The sequence below is a fragment of the Streptomyces sp. NPDC040545 genome, from assembly GCF_055595065.1.
This window is the reverse complement of the sequence record NZ_JBVIWA010000004.1, coordinates 226,557-244,251: the sequence shown is the minus strand read 5'-3', so window position 1 is coordinate 244,251 and position 17,695 is coordinate 226,557. Positions and strand designations below refer to the sequence as shown.

The following is a 17,695-nucleotide window of genomic DNA, read 5'->3' as shown; positions in this document are numbered from 1 at the left end:
GTACGCACACCGGTACACACTGCCCGGGCGTGGACGCGCCCGGGCAGTGGCATGCCGGAGAAGTCCGCGCAGGGGGCTTCTCCTCCCACCTACCCATCAGTACATTGACGCCATGTCTAATACGCCGCTCGCGCCCGCCCCCGTGGCGTCGGAACACGTGGACCTGAGGCCCCGGAACGTGTCCTTCGGCTGGGAGGACACCCCGCTCCACTGGCTGCCGGGCGACCCCTTCGCCGGGCACATGATCAATGTGCTGCACCTGCTGCTCCCCGCCGGGGAGCGCTGGTTCGTACACGTCTACAAGCAGGTGCTCCCGTACATCGAGGACGAGCAACTGCGGGCGGACGTCGTCGGCTTCATCGGCCAGGAGGCCATGCACGCCACCGCCCACGACGACGTGCTCCCCCACCTGAAGCGGCTCGGGCTGGACCCGACCCCCTACACCGCGCAGGTGGACTGGCTGTTCGAGAAGCTCCTCGGCGACCGGACCCTGCCTCCGGGCCGGGCCCGTCACTGGTGGCTGATGGAACGGGTCGCGATGATCGCGGCGATCGAGCACTACACAGCGTTCCTGGGCGACTGGGTGCTGAACGCCGACGCGCTGGACCGGCGCGGCGCCGACCCCACCATGCTGGACCTGCTGCGCTGGCACGGGGCGGAGGAGGTCGAGCACCGCTCGGTGGCCTTCGACCTCTTCATGCACGTCGACGGCAACTACCGCCGCCGGGCGCGGACCTGGGCGACCGCCTTCTCGGCCCTGGTGTTCCTGTGGCAGCGCGGGGTGCGCTTCTTCATGGAGAACGACCCGCACCTGGTGGACGGCAAGGCCTCCTTCGGGAAGTTCTTCGTGGCCGGGCAGCAGGGGGTGCTCCCGTCGGCCGGAGCGATGCTGAAGTCCATCCCGAAGTACCTCTCGCGCGCCTACCACCCCTCACAGGAGGGCTCGACGGCCCAGGCGGTGGCCTATCTCGCCGCCTCCCCCGGCGCGAACGGCGGGGTGCGGGCATGAGGCGCACCCTCGCGGTCACGGCCGCCCTGGGCGCGGCCTGGATGACCCGGCGCGCCCTGAGGCGCCGCATCGGCGGCTCCCCGCTCTGGCCGCTGCCGGCCCTGGAGACGCCGGTGTCGGGCCACTCCCCGCGCCGCGCGCTGCGGGCGCTGATCGTCTCCCGTACGGAGCCCGCGCAGGGCGTGCTGCGGCTGACCGTGGAGTCGCCGGACCTGCCGGCGTGGACGCCGGGCGCGCACGTGGACGTCACCCTGCCCTCGGGCCTGGTCCGCCAGTACTCGCTGTGCGGCGACCCGGCGGACGCCGGCCGGTACACGATCGCGATCCGGCTGATCGAGGACGGCCGGGGCGGCTCCCGCGAGGCGCACGCGCAGCTGGTCGAGGGCGCCGAGCTGGAACTGCGCGCGCCGCGCAACCGCTTCGAGCTGGTCCCGGCGGCCTCGTACGTCTTCGTCGCGGGCGGCATCGGCATCACCCCGATCCTGCCGATGCTGCGGGCCGCCACGGCGGCGGGCGCCGACTGGACCCTCCTCTACGGGGGCCGCACCCTCGACTCGATGCCCTTCCTGGACGACCTCGCGCCCTACGGTGACCGGGTGTCGGTCTTCCCCGAGGACGAGACGGGCCTGCCCGACCTGGCCCCGGTGTCCGCGGCGGGGCCGGGCACCCTGGTCTACTGCTGCGGTCCGGAGCCGCTGATGCGGGCCGTCACGGCGGCGGCCGCGGATCCGTCGGCGGTGCGTCTGGAGCGGTTCGCCCCGTCGCAGGGCCCCGGTCCGGGGCGGGCCTTCACGGTCGAACTGCGCCGCTCGGGACGGGTCGTCGAGGTGGCGGCGGACGAGAGCACGCTGGCCGCGGTGCGCCGGGATCTGCCGGACACCCCGTACTCCTGCGAGCAGGGTTTCTGCGGGACCTGCCAACACCGGGTCCTGGCGGGCGGGGTGGACCACCGTGACGAGCTCCTCACGGACCAGGAGCGCGCGGACTCGATGCTGCTGTGCGTCTCCCGCGCGAAGGGGGACCGACTGGTCCTGGACCTGTGAACGCTCCCCAGTAGGGTGTCCGCATGACAACCGGAGTGCGACGCAGGATGGGTGTCGAGGAGCGGCGGCAGCAGCTGATCGGGGTTGCCCTGGAGCTGTTCAGCCACCGCTCGCCCGACGATGTGTCGATCGACGAGATCGCGGCGGCCGCGGGGATATCCCGGCCGCTCGTCTACCACTACTTTCCGGGCAAGCTGAGCCTGTACGAGGCCGCGCTGCGGCGGGCGGCCGACGAGCTGGCGCTGCGGTTCGTGGAGCCCCGGGAGGGTCCGCTCGGGGCGCGCCTGCTGCGGGTGATGGGGCGGTTCTTCGATTTCGTCGACGACCACGGGCCGGGTTTCTCGGCGCTGATGCGCGGCGGTCCGGCCGTCGGCAGCAGCCGGACGAACGCGATGATCGACGAGGTCCGGCAGGCGGCGTACGAGCAGATCCTCACGCACCTGGGCGTCGGGCTGGAGCGCACGCCCGCGCGCCTGGAGCTCGTGGTGCGGTCCTGGGTGTCGCTCGCCGAGTCCACCGCTCTGATCTGGCTGGACGGGCGCCGGATCCCGCGGGGCGAACTGGAACTGCAGCTGGTGCACGACTTCGCCGCGCTGGCCGCCGTGAGCGCCGCGTACGACGCGGAGATGGCGGGGATCCTCGTGGCGATCCTGGCCGGCGAGCCCGCCGACGGGCCCTTCGGGGAGCTGGTCGGGCGGCTCGGTGCGCTGGTGCCGGGCGGGGCGTCGGAGACCGTCCCGGGCTGAGGGCCGGGCCAGGTACCGGGGCAGGTACCGGGCCAGGTGTGGAAGGCGCGCTGGATCCGCACCGGATCCGGGGTGTGGCGGCCGCCCATGATCATCGATAATGCCCGCGTGATCATTGACGACGAGATCCTGTTCCGGCCTGCCGAGGAGAAGGACGCCGGCACGCTGGTGCAGCTGTACGACCAGGCTGCCCGGTGGATGCGCAAGCACGGGATCGATCAGTGGAAGCCCGGCGACAAGGACGCCGCGCACTTCCGGTCGAGGATGCGCGAGGGAGAGGTCTGGCTCGCCGGCGATGCCGACGGGCGGGTGTGCGGGGCCTACGAGTTGTGGTGGTCCGACGAGGACGCCTGGGGGGTCCAGCCGCCCGTGGCCGGCTACGTGCACCGGCTGATGGTGGCGCGCGAGGTGGCCCCCGCGGGGGCCGGGCGGCGGCTGCTCGAACACGCCGAGCGCCGGACCGCCCGGACCGGCCGGGAACGGGCGCGGCTGGACTGCGTCTCCACCAACCCCCGGCTGCTCGCGTACTACCGGGGTGCGGGCTACCGGGTGGTCGGGGAGCTCCCCAACAAGGAGGGGAAGGACGGCAGGACCTACGGGGTGATCCTGCTGGAGAAGCGGCTGGACCGGCTCAGCGCCGTGTGAAGACCGAGACGGTGCGGGCGGGGACGGTGAACTCTCCTGTCTTCGCGTCGTACGCGGACTGCTTGACGGTGGCGTCGGAGCCCGCGGCCTGGACCGGGTGCAGCCGGTAGGCGGTGCCGGCGAGGGCGGGGACGCGCTGGGCCTGGGCGGTGGGGACCGCGTTGAAGACGACCACCAGGTCGCCCAGGGTCATGGTGATCACGCCCGGGGTCTCGTCCTTGCCCGAGAGCGGGAAGGCCAGCCGGGACTGGACCGCCTCGGTGGTGGTGAGGGCGAAGTCCGGCTCGGTGGTGCGGATCTTCAGCAGGTCGCGGTAGGCCGCCGAGGTGGCGCCCATGTCGGTGCAGGCGGGCGCCGGTCCCGTCAGCAGCGGCTTCGCGTAGGGCCACTTCGAGGCGTTGTCGGCGGCCGGGGGCAGACCGCGGCCGAAGCCGTTGCCGTCCCGGCAGTCCCAGTGGATGGCGTTGAACCAGTCGCCGCTGTCGTAGGAGTTGCGGTCAAGGGACTTGGAGCGGAGCAGGTCGGTGCCCGCCTGGGAGAGGGCCGGGCCCTGCGAGAGGGTGGCCGTGGCCATGGCCAGGACCTGCATGCGGGCCTTGTCCGCGTTGCTCGTGGCCGGCGGGAGCTTGTAGGTCAGGGCGTCGGCGAGGGATTCGTTGTCGTGGGCGTCGGCGTAGGCGAGGGCGTCGCCGGGGGCGGCCGCGTAGCCGGCCGGGGCGCCGTTGTAGTCCAGCTCGGAGCCCTTGATCCGGCGGCCGGTGGCGTCGGTGAAGGCGTACGAGGCGAGGTTGCCGGAGAGCCCGACCTTGATCAGGTCCTGGGCGTGCAGGAGGCGGGCCCTCTGCTGCTCGGCGGTGCCGTTCGCGGGCGAGGCGTTCGGGGCGGTGAACAGCCCGGACGCGAAGCCCTGGACGCGCGGGTCCTCGTCGAAGGGGCCGCCGCCGCGGACGGCGTCACGGGCCCGGTCGGAGAAGGTGGCGATGCCGGTCCCGGCCATGTTCTTCTGCGTGGCCTGCACGAAGCGGGCGTCGTCGGCGACCTCGCCGAAGTTCCAGCCCTCCCCGTAGAGGACGATCTTCTTGCCGTCGACCCCGTCCTTGGCGACGGTCAGGGCGTCGAGGGCCGTGCGGACGGCCAGGATGTTGGCCTTCGGGTGGTGGCCCATCAGGTCGAAGCGGAAGCCGTCGACCTTGTACTCCTTCGCCCAGGTGACGATCGAGTCGACGACCAGGCGCCCCATCATGGCGTTCTCGGGGGCGGTGTTGGCGCAGCAGGTGGAGGTGGCGACGGAGCCGTCCGCCAGCAGGCGCTGGTAGTAGCCGGGGACGATGCGGTCGAGGACCGACTTGTCCGACTGGCCCGCGGCAACGGTGTGGTTGTAGACGACGTCCATCACCGTGCGCAGCCCGGCCCCGTTCAGGGACTGGACCATCCTGCGGAACTCGACGGTGCGGGCGGTGCCGTTCGGGTCGCTCGCGTAGCTGCCCTCGGGGACGGTGTAGTGCAGCGGGTCGTAGCCCCAGTTGTACGCGTCCTTCGCGGCCGCGGCGGCCACGCAGGCCTGCTGTTCCTGCGAGTCCGGCGCGTACACCTTGAGGTCGCAGGCGGGCTCGGTGCGGTCGGCGGCCTTCTCCGGGACGGTGCCGATGTCGAAGGCCGGCAGGAGGTGGACGTAGGAGGTCCCGGCGGCGGCCAGGTCGCGCAGGTGCCGCATGCCCGCCGAGCCGGTGTCGGTGAAGGCCAGGTACTGGCCGGGGTGGGTGGTGGTGCGGTCCGCGACGGAGAAGTCGCGGATGTGCAGCTCCTGGATCTGCGCGGAGGTGAAGGGGACGGGGGCGGGCTTGCGCAGGGTCTTCCAGCCGGGCGGGGCGAGCTTCGGGTCGGCCAGGTCCACGACCAGGCTGTGGACGGAATCCGCGGTGAGGGCGGTGGAGTAGGGGTCGGTGACGAGGTTGCGGACCACCTGTCGGGTGCTCGGGGCCCAGACGGTCACGTCGTAGCGGTAGGGCTTGCCGGTCCAGGAGCGTTCGCCGCGCACCGACCAGACGCCGGTGGCGTCGTCGCGGCGCATGGCGACCGTGCGGCCGTCGAGTTCGAGGGAGACCTGCTGGGCGGTGGGGGCCCAGACGGAGAGGGTGGGTCGGCCGTCCTTGAAGACGGGGCCGAGCGAGGCGGTGGTGGCGTACAGGTCGTCGAGGACTCCGGCGAGCTGTACGCCGGTGGCGGCCAGGACCGCGCCGTTCGCGGCGCGGGCGCTCGCGACGAGCTGGCCGCGCAGGGCCTCGCGGACCCGGTCGCGGTCGCGCGGGTCGACGGTGTAGGCGCCGTATGCGGCCAGGTGCGGGAACTTCTGCTTCTGGACGGCGGTGAGCTCGGCCTTGTCGAGCCTCAGCCACTGGGCGCGGCCGGTCAGGGTGCCGTTCTCGGCCTTGACGGCGCCGTCGCGCGAGGCGAGGAGCTGCACGGAGGCGGCTGCGGCGGGGGCGTTCCAGGCGAGGGTGTCGCGGTCGATCCAGACGGCCTGGGACTTGGTGAGGTCCAGGGCGGCGGCGGAACCGGCGGGCTGCGGGAGCAGGTACTGCTCCTGGCCGCCCAGCATCCACACCTCGTGGCCGGTGGCCTTCAGGTCCAGGGACCGGTCGGTGGGGAGGTCCTTCTCGTCGCCCTTGTGGAGGATGTAGCTGAGGCTGGTGGCGCCGGGCGCGAGCGGGACCTCGTAGACCGCGCCGTAGGAGTCGGTACGGGTGGGGAGCACGGGCTTGGACCAGTCGGTGGGGTTGGCGGCTCCGGTCCAGACGTGCAGGCCCCAGCCGTCGTAGGCGCGGTCGGGGCGCTGGTAGTGCAGGACGGCCTTGTTCTGGTCCTGCGGCGGGTAGGCGGGGCGGTCGGTGCGGGCCGCCTCCTTGCCCTGCTCCAGCCAGATCTCACCGGTCTTCGTCACGTCGACGGTGCGGTCGGCGGCGACGTCCTTGTTGCCGTCCTTGTCGATGACGAGGTAGCCGACGGAAGAGGCGCCGGGCCCCAGCCTGACGTACGCGAAGGCGCCGTAGGCGTCGCGGCCGGTGAAGTCGTGGCCGGCGGGCCAGGGGGTGGCTTCGCCGTCGGCGAGGTCGCCCCAGGCGTACAGGCGCCAGTCGGTGTAGTCGCCGTCGGGGCGGTTGTAGTGGACGACCGCGTGGTCCCGCTGGGTGGCGGTGGGGATCTCGGTGGGCGGGGCCTGGCCGGCGGCGGAGGCGGCGAGGGCGCTCGCGGTGCGGCCGGCGGAGTCGACGACGACGGCCTTGTAGCGCAGGGCGGTGCCGGCCGGGGTCTTGGCGTCGAGGGGCTGGGTGACCTTGTAGGGGGCGTGGTCGGCGGTACCGAGGACCTGCCACTTCTCGTTGCCGGTCTGGGCGGCGAAGACGACGCGGTTCTGTCCGCCGCCGCTGACGTCGGCGGACAGCTCGACGGTGCCGGTGGCGCCGGGGGCCGGGGCCTTCAGGGTCAGGGCGGGCTTGACGGTGGGCTTGGCGGCGGGCGCGACGGCCTGGAGGACCACGGAACCGAGGGCGGGGACGGGGACGGTGAGCTTGCCGGCCGCCGAGGCGCGGATCAGCGCGGTGCCGCCGTACAGGGTGCGGTACTGGGCGCCGGCCGGGGCGTCGATCTCGACGGTGCGGGACGCGGCGCCGTTGTTGGCGGCGACCAGGTACTCGGTGCGGGTCTTGGTGTCGGTGCGGGCGAAGGCGTAGACGGAGCCGTCGGCGAAACGTTCACTCTGGACGCCGTCGCGGAGGGCCGGGTGCGCCTTCGTCAGCTTCGAGAGAGCACTGATCTGCTGGTAGAGCGGGTGTCCCGGATCGTAAGCATCGCTCGCGTGTGTGCGCGCCGTTGCGAGCTGGTCGTCGTCCAGGTAGTCGGCGACCTGCGTGGCGAACAGCGGCTGCCGGGCGTCCTTGTCGCCGCCGGCGCCCGTGAAGCCCTGCTCGTCACCGGAGTAGATCACCGGGTTGCCCCGGGAGAAGAACATCAGCTCGTTGGCCAGCCGGTAGCGGTCCAGCAGCTCCTGCTCCCCGGCGCCCGGCCGGTCCTGCTTCAGGAAGGTGGCGAACCGGCCCATGTCGTGGTTGCCGAGGAAGGTCACCTGCTCGTAGGCGTTGGCCCGGCCGGAGGTGTACCGGTAGTCGTCGCCGAGGACGGAGGCCAGCCGGCCGGCCGCCGCGCCCTGGGAGGCGTACGCGCGGATCGCGTCCTGGAGCGGGAAGTCGAGGGTGGCGTCCAGCTTCCCGCGGGTCACGTACGGGGAGGTGACGGCGGTGTCGGCGGAGTAGACCTCGCCGAACATGAAGAAGTCGTCACGGCCGCGCTTGGCGGCATAGGTGTCGAGGGCGGTCGCCCACTGCGTCCAGAACTCGGTGTTGACGTGCTTGACCGTGTCGATCCGGAAGCCGTCGATCCGGAAGTCCCGCACCCACTTCTCGTAGATCTTCTCCATCCCGCTGACGACCTCGGGACGCTCGGTCCACAGGTCGTCGAGACCGACGAAGTCGCCCTGGTCGGAGGACTCGCCCGCGAAGGTGGAGTCCCCGCGGTTGTGGTACATCGTCGGGTCGTTGAGCCAGCCCGGCACCTTGAGGTTCTTCTTCGCGTCCGGCACGAAGGGCGTCCTCGGGAAGGACGTGCCGTCCACCTTCGGGAACTTCGCCTTCCCGTCCGCGTAGTCCTTGTCCTCGAACGGCACCCCGTCCTTGGTCAGATAGGGGAACGCCCCCTTCGACAGGTACGAGTACGACGCCTCCCGGTAGTCCACGACATCGGCGGTGTGGTTGGTGATGACGTCGAAGAAGACCTTCATCCCCTTCCCGTGCGCCTTGTCGATCAGCCGCTCCAGGTCGGCGTTGGTCCCGAAGTGCGGGTCTACCTGCGTGAAGTCGGTGATCCAGTAGCCGTGGTAGCCGGCCGAGACATCGGCCCCCTTGCCCTGCACCGGCTGGTTCTTGAAGATCGGCGCCAGCCAGATGGCCGTGGTGCCGAGCCCCTTGATGTAGTCGAGCCGGTCGGTGAGCCCCTTGAGGTCACCGCCCTGGTAGAAGCCCTTGTCGGTCGGGTCCAGGCCGGTCTCCAGGCGCGAACCGGTCAGACCGCCCCGGTCGTTGCCCGGGTCGCCGTTCGCGAACCGGTCCGGGAGCACGAAGTAGAACTGCTCCCGGGTCAGGTCGTGGCGGGCCGGCTCGGCGGCCAGTTTCGCGTCCGAGGGCGGCGCGGGCGGCGGCCCGCTCGTCGCGGCCGCGGCGGGGAGGGCGGGCAGGAACGTCACGGCCAGGGCGGCGGCGAGCACTCCTGCGGCAGGGCGTATCAAGGCGGGTCTCCTTGTGTACGTGTCGCATGGATGAGGACCGCCCGGCCTGGCAGGGAGGAAGGTGCCGGGCGGCCCTGGTCTGTGGAGCGGCGGCTCAGCTGCGCCAGGTGTCGGCCGGCGTGACCTTGCCGCTCGCGGGGACGGTGGCGGTGCGGTTGGCTCCGCTCTCCCAGGTGACGTTCCCGGCGGCGTCCTTGCGGAGGTACTTGTACGAGAACGTGGTCCCGGCCGGGAGCGCCACGTCGAGCTTCCAGACCGGGTACGCGGCCGGGTCGAGCTTCAGCGCGCCGCCGGTGTTCCAGCTGCCGAGCTCGGCGCGGTCACCGGTGACGTAGATGTTCTGCCCGGGAACGGTGGTGGCGTTGACGCCGAAGGAGACCCCGGCGGAGCCCGCCGGGGTACCGGAGCAGGTACGGGCCCCGGCGTGCAGGGCGAGGGCCGTCCCGGCGGCGACGGTGGCGGTGAACTGCCCGCCCGAGCCGACGGCGACCGTCCGCCCGCTCTGCACGTCGCAGTAGTCGCCGCCCGGCAGCGAGGTCTGGAAGGTCCGGGTCAGGGCGGAACCCTCGTGGTTGATCACCACGTACGCCTTGGCGCCGCGCCCGAAGGCGATCTGGTCACCGCCGTTGTCCCACCAGTTGCCGACGGACTGACCGCGGGCGGCGTTGCGGAAGCCGACCATGGAGGAGATCTCCCGCCAGGCGTGCTGGCACTTCCAGCCGTCGGCGTAACAGGCGCTCACCGCACCCCCGTTGGGCGGACCGGCGTCCTTGTCGGTCCACTCGTAGCCGGAGTGCACGTCGGGCGAGCCGTACGGCCAGGCCAGCGCGAAGACACTGGCCAGCGTGTAGGTGGACCCGTCCTTGTAGTTGAGGGTGTCGCCGCCGCGCTCGGTGTCGTGGTTGTCGACGAAGACGCCGGCCTGCCCGCCGGGCATGTACCCCCAGGCCTCGCCGAAGTTCTTCAGGTAGGCGAGGTTCTCGTTCTGGAAGACGCGCTTGAGGTCCCGGGCGTACCGGAACTCCTGCACGTCCCCGTTCCCCAGGTACTCGCTCGGCGAGACGGCCTCCCCGGCCCCGTATATCGCCTCCTGCTTCCAGTACACGCCGGGGTTGGTGAGGCGGGACTTGATGTTGGCGAGGTCGGCCGCGGGCATGTGCTTGGCGGCGTCGATCCGGAGGCCGTCCACGCCCAGCGACAGCAGGTCGTTCAGGTACCCGGCGATGCGCCCGCGCACGTGGTCCTCACCGGTGTCCAGGTCGGCGAGCTGCACGAGCTCGCAGTTCTGGACGTTGCCCCGGTCCTGATAGTTGGAGATCGAGGCCCGGCAGTCGTCCATGTCGGCACCCGAGTAGAGCCCCGGATAGCCGTACTTCGTGTACGAAGATCCGCCCGTCCCGGTGAAGGTGGCGCCGGCGTCGGCCGGTCCGGCCATGTGATTGATGACGGAGTCGGCGACGACCTTGACGCCCGCGGCGTGACAGGTGTCGACCATGGCCTTGAAGGCGGCCCGGTCCCCGAGCCGCCCGGCGATCTTGTAACTGACGGGCTGGTACGAGGTCCACCACTGCCCGCCCTGCACGTGCTCCTGCGGCGGCGACACCTGCACGTACCCGTACCCGGCGGGCCCGAGGGAATCGGTGCAGGCCTTGGCGACGGAGTCGAAGCGCCACTCGAACAGGACGGCGGTGACGTCCTTCTCACCGGGCGGCGCGGCGACGGCCTGCGGCCCGAGGCCCGTGAGGGTGGCGGCGGCAAGTGCACCCGCGGCGACGGCGCGGGCTGTCTGCAGGGTTCTGCCGTTCCTTGCAGTGCGGGGCATGTGGGGCCTCCTGGCGGAGAGGTGGGGATTGCACGCGACCGTATGGGCCCGCCAACAGCCCTGCAATAGCTTGCGCAAGAAATTGCAGAATTGTTTCTTCCGTGTGTCCTGGCGGGACTTGGGGGCGGCCGGGCGAGACGCCCGACCCGCAGGGCGGCCGACCGGCGTTCACGGAGGGCGCTTCGCGCGCCCCTGCCACGGCCGTCCGCACGAGCCCGCCGGTGGGGTAGCCTGCACCCTCAGCAATTGAACTCGTTCAAACCAGGGGGGACGGATGGGCGTGGCAACACAGGACAGACGGGACCGACAGGGCCGACAGGGCCGACAGGGCGTCGCGCTGTGGTTGGCGTTCGGCATCGAGGCGGTGGGACTGACGGTGGGATTCGCCCTCGCCGACCCCACCACTTTGCGACCCGACCACTCCGACGGCCTGCTCGCGATGTGCGTACTGCTCATCGCCGGGTTCGGGTCGTTCATCGCCCTCGTGCTCGCACTGACGCACCAGCGATCCGGTCCGGCCTGGTGGGCGGCCGCTTCGGTGATTGCGCCGCTGGCGGTCTTGGTGATGCTGATGGAGTCGGGGATGGGGGCCTGGTTCACCGGGTGCGCCCTAGCACTGCTCGCGATTCCCGCAGGCGCCGTTGCGAGTCTCCGGAGTGCGTCCCGGCACGCGCCGGAAGGTGACGCCGAGACAGGTCCCGCACCCGGCGGTGACATCGGGAAGGCCGCGACAGCCCTTGCCGCCGTCGCACTGGTCGCCTCGATGTCCATGGGCGGAGGGATGGAGGACGTGCACCTCTCCGGGACCTGGACCGCCGACCGGAACGACCTCACCCTCACCCTCACCGACAGCCGGCTTGGAGACGGGCAGTACACCCTGCAGCGGGAAGGGTGCTCGGAGGAGGGTTCCTGGACTCTGGACAACCCGCCGTTGACGACCTCGGTCAAGGCCCGGCTGCACCGGGACACGGCGACCACCGCGTGCCTCCCCGGCACCAACAGCGTCATGCTCTACGTAGCGGGCGGCACAGTGGCCGCCCCGATCCTCGACCTCAGGGGCCCGGACGGCGCGAGGTGGACCCTCACGCGGGGGTAGGGGGGGCGGGGGCTTCGGTAGTCGGGAGCCCGTCGATCGGCATCAGGGATGCGTATGGGGGTTTCCCGTCAGTCCCATCGTCCCTCCGTGTCGGGCCGGTCCCTCAAGGGCGCTCCTTCGTCGCGTCGCTACGCGATGGCCTTCGGCCACCCTTGACCGACCGACCCGCCCCGGAGAAACGAAAGACTGCCGGGAAACCCCCAAGGGAATGGGCCGGGCACTCAAGGATCAGGACGGGGCGATCAGTGATGCGCGGGGCGTCCCGGTGAGCACGGCCGAGAGACGGGGCCCATCACAGACCAGGGCCCGTGTCGGTGGAAGCGCGTCCAATCGCTACGCGCCCCTCATCTCTCAGCGTCCGACGACCGCCCCTGGCTGGACATAGGCCGCCCACGACCCTGGTCCCACGCTCGATATGCGACCGACGACCGCCTGTGGCCGGCCGTAGGCCGCCTCGGACCGCTACGGGCTTCTCCATGACCGCGACGGGCGCCCGTCACTCGCTGATGAGAGCCGCCGGGAGGGGCGGAAGGCTGAAAGCTCGGCTATCCCGTCGTGGAGCCGGGTCAGCGCAAGCATCACTCCACAGGCTCGTGCTCAAACAGGGGCAATTGGGGCAATCTGTCGACCTCGTGGGCCGCCCACCAGCGCTGACCCGCATCCACGACGAAATAGCCGCAGTCCCATGCCTTTCCACCCCGGTCAGCCGTCGGACGCCTCCCGTGAGAGCGTCCAAGGGTCGAGGGCGGCCGATGGCCGACCGCCGGACGCATGTCGAGCGCCGCACCGATCCCTTGGGCGGCTTATGAACAGCCATAGACGGTCGCCGGACGCCGTGGGTGGGAAACAGCTGAGGTCGTGGGCGGCCTATGTCCAGCCCAGGACGGTGTGGAGACGCTGGGAGATGAGGAGCGCGTAGCGATTGGACGCGCTTCCCCCGACACGGCAGGTGGCTGTCATGGGCCCCGCCTCTCGGTCGTGTCGGCCGAGATCTCCCGGGGCATCTCTGGCCGCCCCGTCCCTGAAAGTGTCGGCCGGCCCGTTCCTTTGGGGGCTTCCCGGCAGTCTTTCGTTTCTCCGGGGCGGGTCGGTCGGTCAAGGGTGGAGCGCAGCGACATCGCGAAGCGACGCGACGAAGGAGCGCCCTTGAGGGACCGGCCCGACACGGAGGGACGATGGGACTGACGGGAAACCCCCATACGCCACTCTGATACCGCCCGGGCAGCTCCCGCCTACCGAAGCCCCCGCCGCCCCTCACCCCACCCCGCCCCACCAACTCCCGCCCCCGAAGCCCCCGAAGCCCCCGCCCCGCCCAGAGGGCTACGGCACCTCGGCCGTCGAGCCGCGCACCACCAGTTCCGGCTGGAAGACGTACTCCGTGCGCTGGACCGGGGTGCCCGACACCGCCTCCAGGAGGGCGCCCACCGCCGCCGTCGCCATCGCGCGTACCGGCTGGCGGACCGTCGTCAGCGGCGGGTCCGTGAAGGCGATCAGCGGTGAGTCGTCGAAGCCGACCACCGACACGTCCTGCGGCACCCGCAGCCCGCGCTCGCGCGCCGCCCGGATGACGCCGAGCGCCATCGGGTCGCTGCCGCACACGATGCCCGTGCAGCCGCGGTCCAACAGGGCCATGCCCGCCGCGTGTCCGCCCTCCACCGTGAAGAGCGTGCGCTGGATCAGCCCGTCCGCCTCCGCCGTCGGCAGCGCCGCGAGGAATCCCTGCTCCTTGCGGGCCGACGGCACGTAGCGCGTCGGCCCGATCGCGAGCCCGATCCTGCGGTGCCCCAGGTCCTGCAGGTGCCGTACGGCCATGTCCGCCGCCGCCCGGTCGTCCGGGGAGATGAACGGGGCGTTCACCTGCTCGTTGAAGCCGTTGATCAGGACGAACGGCAGCCCGCGCGCCGCCAGTCTCTGGTAGCGCGCGGGGTCGGCGTGGGCGTCGGCGTGCAGGCCCGACAGGAAGACGATCCCGGTGACCCCGCGCTCCTCCAGCTGTTCCACCAGTTCGTCCTCGGTGGCCCCGCCCGGGGTCTGCGTGCACAGCACGGGCGTGTACCCGTGCCCGGCCAGCGCCTGCTCTATGACCTGCGCGAACGCCGGAAAGATCGGGTTGGTGAGCTCGGGGATGAGCAGCCCGACCAGCCCGTTGCTGCGCCGTTTGAGCCGGACGGGGCGCTCGTAGCCCAACAGGTCGAGCGCGGCCAGCACCTTGTGCCGGGTGCCGGCCGCCACGCCCGGTTTGCCGTTGAGCACGCGGCTGACGGTCGCCTCGCTGACCGCGGCCTGCGCTGCGATGTCCGTCAGCCGGAGGGGGGAGGTCACCCCGACGTCACCTGCCACCACACCGTGGTGTCGGCCGGCAGGACGCCGTCCTCGACCGTCGCGCCGCTGGACAGCAGGGCCTCGCCTTCGACGGGGAACCGTACCGCCGTGCCGGTGGTGTTCGCGGTGCACAGGAAGTCCCCCCGGCGGAAGACCAGGACGCCCTCGGGAGCCTCCTGCCAGTCCACCGACTCGCCCTCGCCCAGGTCCGGGTGCTCGCGGCGCAGCCGCAGGGCGGCCCGGTACAGCTCCAGGGTGGAGGACGGGTCGCCGGTCTGCGCCTCCACGCTCAGATCCGCCCAGGAGTCCGGCTGCGGGAGCCAGCTGCCGCCGGTGCCGAAGCCGTACGGGGCCTCGGTCCCCGACCAGGGAATGGGGACCCGGCAGCCGTCGCGGAAGCCGTCCTGGCCCGCTGCGCGGGAGAACGACGGGTCCTGGCGGACCTCGTCCGGCAGGTCGGTGACGTCGGGCAGGCCGAGCTCCTCGCCCTGGTAGACGTACGCCGAACCGGGCAGTGCCAGCATCAGCAGGATCGCCGCGCGGGCCCGCCGCAGACCCAGCTCGCGGTCGCCGGGCTCGCGCAGCTGGGTGCCGAGGCCGGCGGGGTTGGCGAAGCGGGTGGCGTGCCGGGTGACGTCGTGGTTGGACAGCACCCAGGTGGTGGGGGCGCCGACGGTGCGCATGGCGGCCAGCGAGCCGTCGATGACCTCACGGAGCGCCGTCGCCTCCCAGTCACTGGTCAGGTACTGGAAGTTGAACGCCTGCTGCATCTCGTCGGGGCGGACGTAGAGGGCCGTGCGCTCGACGGTCGGGGTCCATGCCTCGGCGACCAGGACGCGGTCGCCCTCGTACTCGTCGAGGATCCGGCGCCAGGAGCGGTATATCTCGTGGACGCCGTCCTGGTCGAAGAAGGGCATGACGTCGTTGCCGAGCAGCTTGAGCTGGTCCTTGGCGCCGAGGTCGGGCAGGCCGGGTGCCTTGACCAGGCCGTGGGCGACGTCGACGCGGAAGCCGTCGGCGCCGAGGTCGAGCCAGAAGCGCAGGATCGAACGGAACTCGTCCTGTACGGCGGGGTGTTCCCAGTTGAAGTCGGGCTGCTCGGGGGCGAAGAGGTGCAGGTACCACTCGCCGTCCGCGACGCGGGTCCAGGCGGGGCCGCCGAAGATCGACTCCCAGTCGTTCGGGGGCTCCGAGCCGTCGGCGCCCTGTCCGGGGCGGAAGTGGAAGCGCTCGCGCAGCGGGGTGCCGGGGCCTTCGCGCAGGGCCTGCTTGAACCATTCGTGCTGGTCGGAGCAGTGGTTCGGGACGAGGTCCACGATGATGCGCAGGCCCAGTTCGTGGGCTTCGCGGATCACGGCGTCGGCGTCGTGCAGGGTGCCGAACATGGGGTCGATGGCCCGGTAGTCGGCGACGTCGTAGCCGGCGTCGGCCTGCGGGGAGGCGTAGAAGGGGCTGAGCCAGACGGCGTCGACGCCCAGCTCCTTCAGGTAGGGCAGGCGGCTGCGGATGCCTTCGAGGTCCCCCATGCCGTCCCCGTTGGAGTCGGCGAAGCTGCGCGGATAGACCTGGTAGATCACCGCTTCTCTCCACCAGCCGGGCTGCGTGCCGGTGGAGGTGGGGAGCGCGTCGGCGAGGTGCTGGGTCATGGTGTCCTTGGAGAGATCGGGCCGGGGGTGAGAGGGGGCAGGCTCGGGTGGTCAGCCCTTGGTGGCGCCTGCCGTCATCCCGGCGACGAGGTGACGCTGGGCGAAGACGAAGAAGATCGCCGCGGGGATGGCGATGAGCACCGAGGCGGCGCTCATGGCTCCCCAGTTGGAGGTGTACTGCGTGACGAAGGTCTGCAGTCCGCCGGCCAGGGTGAGGTTCTCCTCGCCGACCATGAAGGCGGAGGCGTACGCGACCTCGCCCCAGGCGGTGATGAAGGCGTAGAAGCCGGTGACGGCGAGGCCGGGCTTGGCGAGCGGCAGGATGAGGCGCCAGAAGGTGCCGAAGGGGTTGAGTCCGTCGACGCGGCCGGATTCGTCGATCTCCACCGGGATGGTGTCGAAGAAGCCCTTCATCATCCAGGCGCAGAACGGCACGGCGATGGTGAGGTAGGTGATGATCAGGCCGAGCGGCTGGTTGAGCAGGCCGAGGTCGCCCATGAGGTTGTAGAGCGGGACGATGAGGATCGCCATCGGGAACATCTGCGTGATGAGCAGGGTCCACATGAGCGGCTTCATGCCGGGGAACTTGAAGCGGCTGACCGCGTATCCGGTGGTGGCGGCGATGAAGACACCGAGGACGGTGGTGACGCCGGCGACCAGGACGGAGTTGGCGAACCAGCTGAGGAAGTGGCTCTGCTCCAGCAGGTTCGTGTAGTTGCTGAGGGTCGGTTCCTTGACGAAGTCGGTGGTGACCGCGTGCTTGGCCGGCTTGAGCGAGGTCAGCACGATCCACAGCACCGGGAAGACGGCGATCACGGACGCCACGACGAGGGTGGCGTGCAGGCCGACGGAGGCGAGCGGGGAACGGCTGCCCCGGGCACGGGCGGTCGCCTGGCCGGCGGTCCCCTTGCCGGCGGTCGCCTCGCTGGTGGTGGCCGTACGAGCGGTGGTCGCGGTGGACATGGTCACCACACCTCTCCCTGCTTGCGCAGCGAGCGCCGGTAGACCAGCGCGAAGATCATGAGCAGGGCGAGGATCAGGACGCCCCACGTGGCCGAGCCGGCGAAGTCGCGCGGGCTCGACACGAACGCCTCGCGGAAGGCCTGGGTCACCAGGATCTCGGTGGAGTCGCCGGGTCCGCCGCGGGTGAGCAGGAAGATCACCGGGAACATGTTGAAGGTCCAGATGGTGGAGAGCAGGATCACCGTCATGCTCACCGCGCGCAGTCCGGGCAGGGTGATGTGCCGGAAGCGCTGCCAGGCGCTGGCGCCGTCCATCTCGGCGGCCTCGTAGAGCTCGCCGGGGATCGACTGCAGGCCGCCGAGCAGGGCGACCATCATGAAGGGGACGCCGAGCCAGACGTTGACGGCGACGACCGAGAACTTGGCCCAGGTCGGGTCGTCGAGCCACGGGATCGCGGCGATGCCGCCACCGTCGAGGATCTTGTTGAGGATGCCGTTGTCGCGGTTGAAGAGGAACCGCCAGGCGAAGACGGAGACGAAGCCGGGGACGGCCCAGGGCAGGATGAGCGCCATCCGGTAGGCGGCGCGGCCCCGGAAGTCCCGGTTGAGCATGTTGGCCAGGATCAGACCGAGCGTGAAGGTGATGGACACGCACGCGACGGTCCACATCACCGTCCACACCAGCCGCTGCAGGAACACCGGGTCGCTGAGCACGGCCACGTAGTTGTCGAGTCCGACGAACTCGTACGTGGCCTCGATGTGCCGGGCGCCGATGGTGCGCGAGACGTTGCGCTCGGTGGCGTCGGTCAGCGACAGGTAGACGCCCCGGACCAGCGGCCAGCCGATGATCACGCCGAGGACGAGCACCACCGGGGCGACCATGGCCCAGGCGTACCAGTGCGTGCCGACGGCGCGCCGGAGGCCGGACGCGCCTTTTCCACCGCGGGCACCGCCGCGGTTACCGCTGTCGCTGTCAGTCCTGCGGCTCCGGCCGCGGGCGGCGACGTCGTTCTCGACGTCGTCGCCCGCGGCCTTCGCCACCGACTGGCTGGTGTGAGCAGCCATG

11 protein-coding genes are annotated in these 17,695 nt (G+C 71.3%); 5 read left to right on the top strand and 6 right to left on the bottom strand.

Annotation, left to right across the window (positions count from 1 at the left end):
* The first annotated feature begins 112 nt into the window (after positions 1-112).
* From ACZ573_RS11580 to ACZ573_RS11565, 4 genes are all read left to right on the top strand, one after another.
* Positions 113-1,009 (top strand): metal-dependent hydrolase, encoded by an 897-nt coding sequence (locus ACZ573_RS11580; RefSeq protein ID WP_471302288.1) that lies wholly within the window; start codon positions 113-115, stop codon positions 1,007-1,009.
* Positions 1,006-2,052: a PDR/VanB family oxidoreductase gene (locus tag ACZ573_RS11575; protein ID WP_471302286.1), complete on the top strand. Its 1,047-nt coding sequence runs from the start codon at positions 1,006-1,008 to the stop codon at positions 2,050-2,052. The genes ACZ573_RS11580 and ACZ573_RS11575 overlap by 4 nt, the downstream gene beginning before the upstream one ends.
* Before the next feature lie 23 nt (positions 2,053-2,075).
* Positions 2,076-2,798, top strand: coding sequence for a TetR/AcrR family transcriptional regulator (locus ACZ573_RS11570; protein WP_471302283.1), 723 nt, complete (start codon positions 2,076-2,078; stop codon positions 2,796-2,798).
* Between the two features lie 108 nt (positions 2,799-2,906).
* Positions 2,907-3,443, top strand: a complete 537-nt coding sequence (locus tag ACZ573_RS11565; protein ID WP_229875165.1) for a GNAT family N-acetyltransferase — start codon at positions 2,907-2,909, stop codon at positions 3,441-3,443.
* On the opposite strand, the gene pulA is transcribed toward ACZ573_RS11565, so the two are convergent.
* On the bottom strand, positions 3,430-8,781 hold the full coding sequence (pulA, locus tag ACZ573_RS11560; protein ID WP_471302281.1) for a pullulanase-type alpha-1,6-glucosidase: 5,352 nt from the start codon (positions 8,779-8,781) through the stop codon (positions 3,430-3,432). The two genes, ACZ573_RS11565 and pulA, sit on opposite strands and share 14 nt — an antisense overlap.
* A 94-nt stretch (positions 8,782-8,875) precedes the next feature.
* Complete coding sequence (locus ACZ573_RS11555) at positions 8,876-10,603, bottom strand: carbohydrate-binding module family 20 domain-containing protein (protein ID WP_471302279.1); 1,728 nt, start codon at positions 10,601-10,603, stop codon at positions 8,876-8,878.
* A gap of 280 nt (positions 10,604-10,883) precedes the next feature.
* Here ACZ573_RS11555 and ACZ573_RS11550 point away from each other — a divergent pair, with 280 nt between their 5' ends.
* Positions 10,884-11,699, top strand: coding sequence for a hypothetical protein (locus tag ACZ573_RS11550; RefSeq protein ID WP_471302277.1), 816 nt, complete (start codon positions 10,884-10,886; stop codon positions 11,697-11,699).
* A gap of 1,320 nt (positions 11,700-13,019) precedes the next feature.
* Here ACZ573_RS11550 and ACZ573_RS11545 read toward each other — a convergent pair.
* From ACZ573_RS11545 to ACZ573_RS11530, 4 genes are read right to left on the bottom strand one after another with little or no spacing between them, the layout of a single operon-like run.
* Positions 13,020-14,021 (bottom strand): LacI family DNA-binding transcriptional regulator, encoded by a 1,002-nt coding sequence (locus ACZ573_RS11545; protein ID WP_471302275.1) that lies wholly within the window; start codon positions 14,019-14,021, stop codon positions 13,020-13,022.
* On the bottom strand, positions 14,018-15,667 hold the full coding sequence (locus tag ACZ573_RS11540; protein ID WP_471302273.1) for a glycoside hydrolase family 13 protein: 1,650 nt from the start codon (positions 15,665-15,667) through the stop codon (positions 14,018-14,020). The genes ACZ573_RS11545 and ACZ573_RS11540 overlap by 4 nt, the downstream gene beginning before the upstream one ends.
* Before the next feature lie 51 nt (positions 15,668-15,718).
* Complete coding sequence (locus ACZ573_RS11535) at positions 15,719-16,630, bottom strand: sugar ABC transporter permease (protein ID WP_471302271.1); 912 nt, start codon at positions 16,628-16,630, stop codon at positions 15,719-15,721.
* Between the two features lie 2 nt (positions 16,631-16,632).
* Entirely contained in the window at positions 16,633-17,694 is a 1,062-nt protein-coding gene (locus ACZ573_RS11530; RefSeq protein ID WP_328963593.1) for a carbohydrate ABC transporter permease, read from the bottom strand.
* Between the last annotated feature and the right edge of the window lies 1 nt (position 17,695).

What these genes read in the sequence shown, in the direction of transcription:
- ACZ573_RS11530 (WP_328963593.1), bottom strand. Translation starts at nt 17,694, where the DNA reads ATGGCTGCTCACACCAGCCAGTCGGTGGCGAAGGCCGCGGGCGACGAC.
- ACZ573_RS11535 (WP_471302271.1), bottom strand. Translation starts at nt 16,630, where the DNA reads ATGTCCACCGCGACCACCGCTCGTACGGCCACCACCAGCGAGGCGACC.
- ACZ573_RS11570 (WP_471302283.1), top strand. Translation starts at nt 2,076, where the DNA reads ATGACAACCGGAGTGCGACGCAGGATGGGTGTCGAGGAGCGGCGGCAG.
- ACZ573_RS11555 (WP_471302279.1), bottom strand. Translation starts at nt 10,603, where the DNA reads ATGCCCCGCACTGCAAGGAACGGCAGAACCCTGCAGACAGCCCGCGCC.
- ACZ573_RS11540 (WP_471302273.1), bottom strand. Translation starts at nt 15,667, where the DNA reads ATGACCCAGCACCTCGCCGACGCGCTCCCCACCTCCACCGGCACGCAG.
- ACZ573_RS11580 (WP_471302288.1), top strand. Translation starts at nt 113, where the DNA reads ATGTCTAATACGCCGCTCGCGCCCGCCCCCGTGGCGTCGGAACACGTG.
- ACZ573_RS11575 (WP_471302286.1), top strand. Translation starts at nt 1,006, where the DNA reads ATGAGGCGCACCCTCGCGGTCACGGCCGCCCTGGGCGCGGCCTGGATG.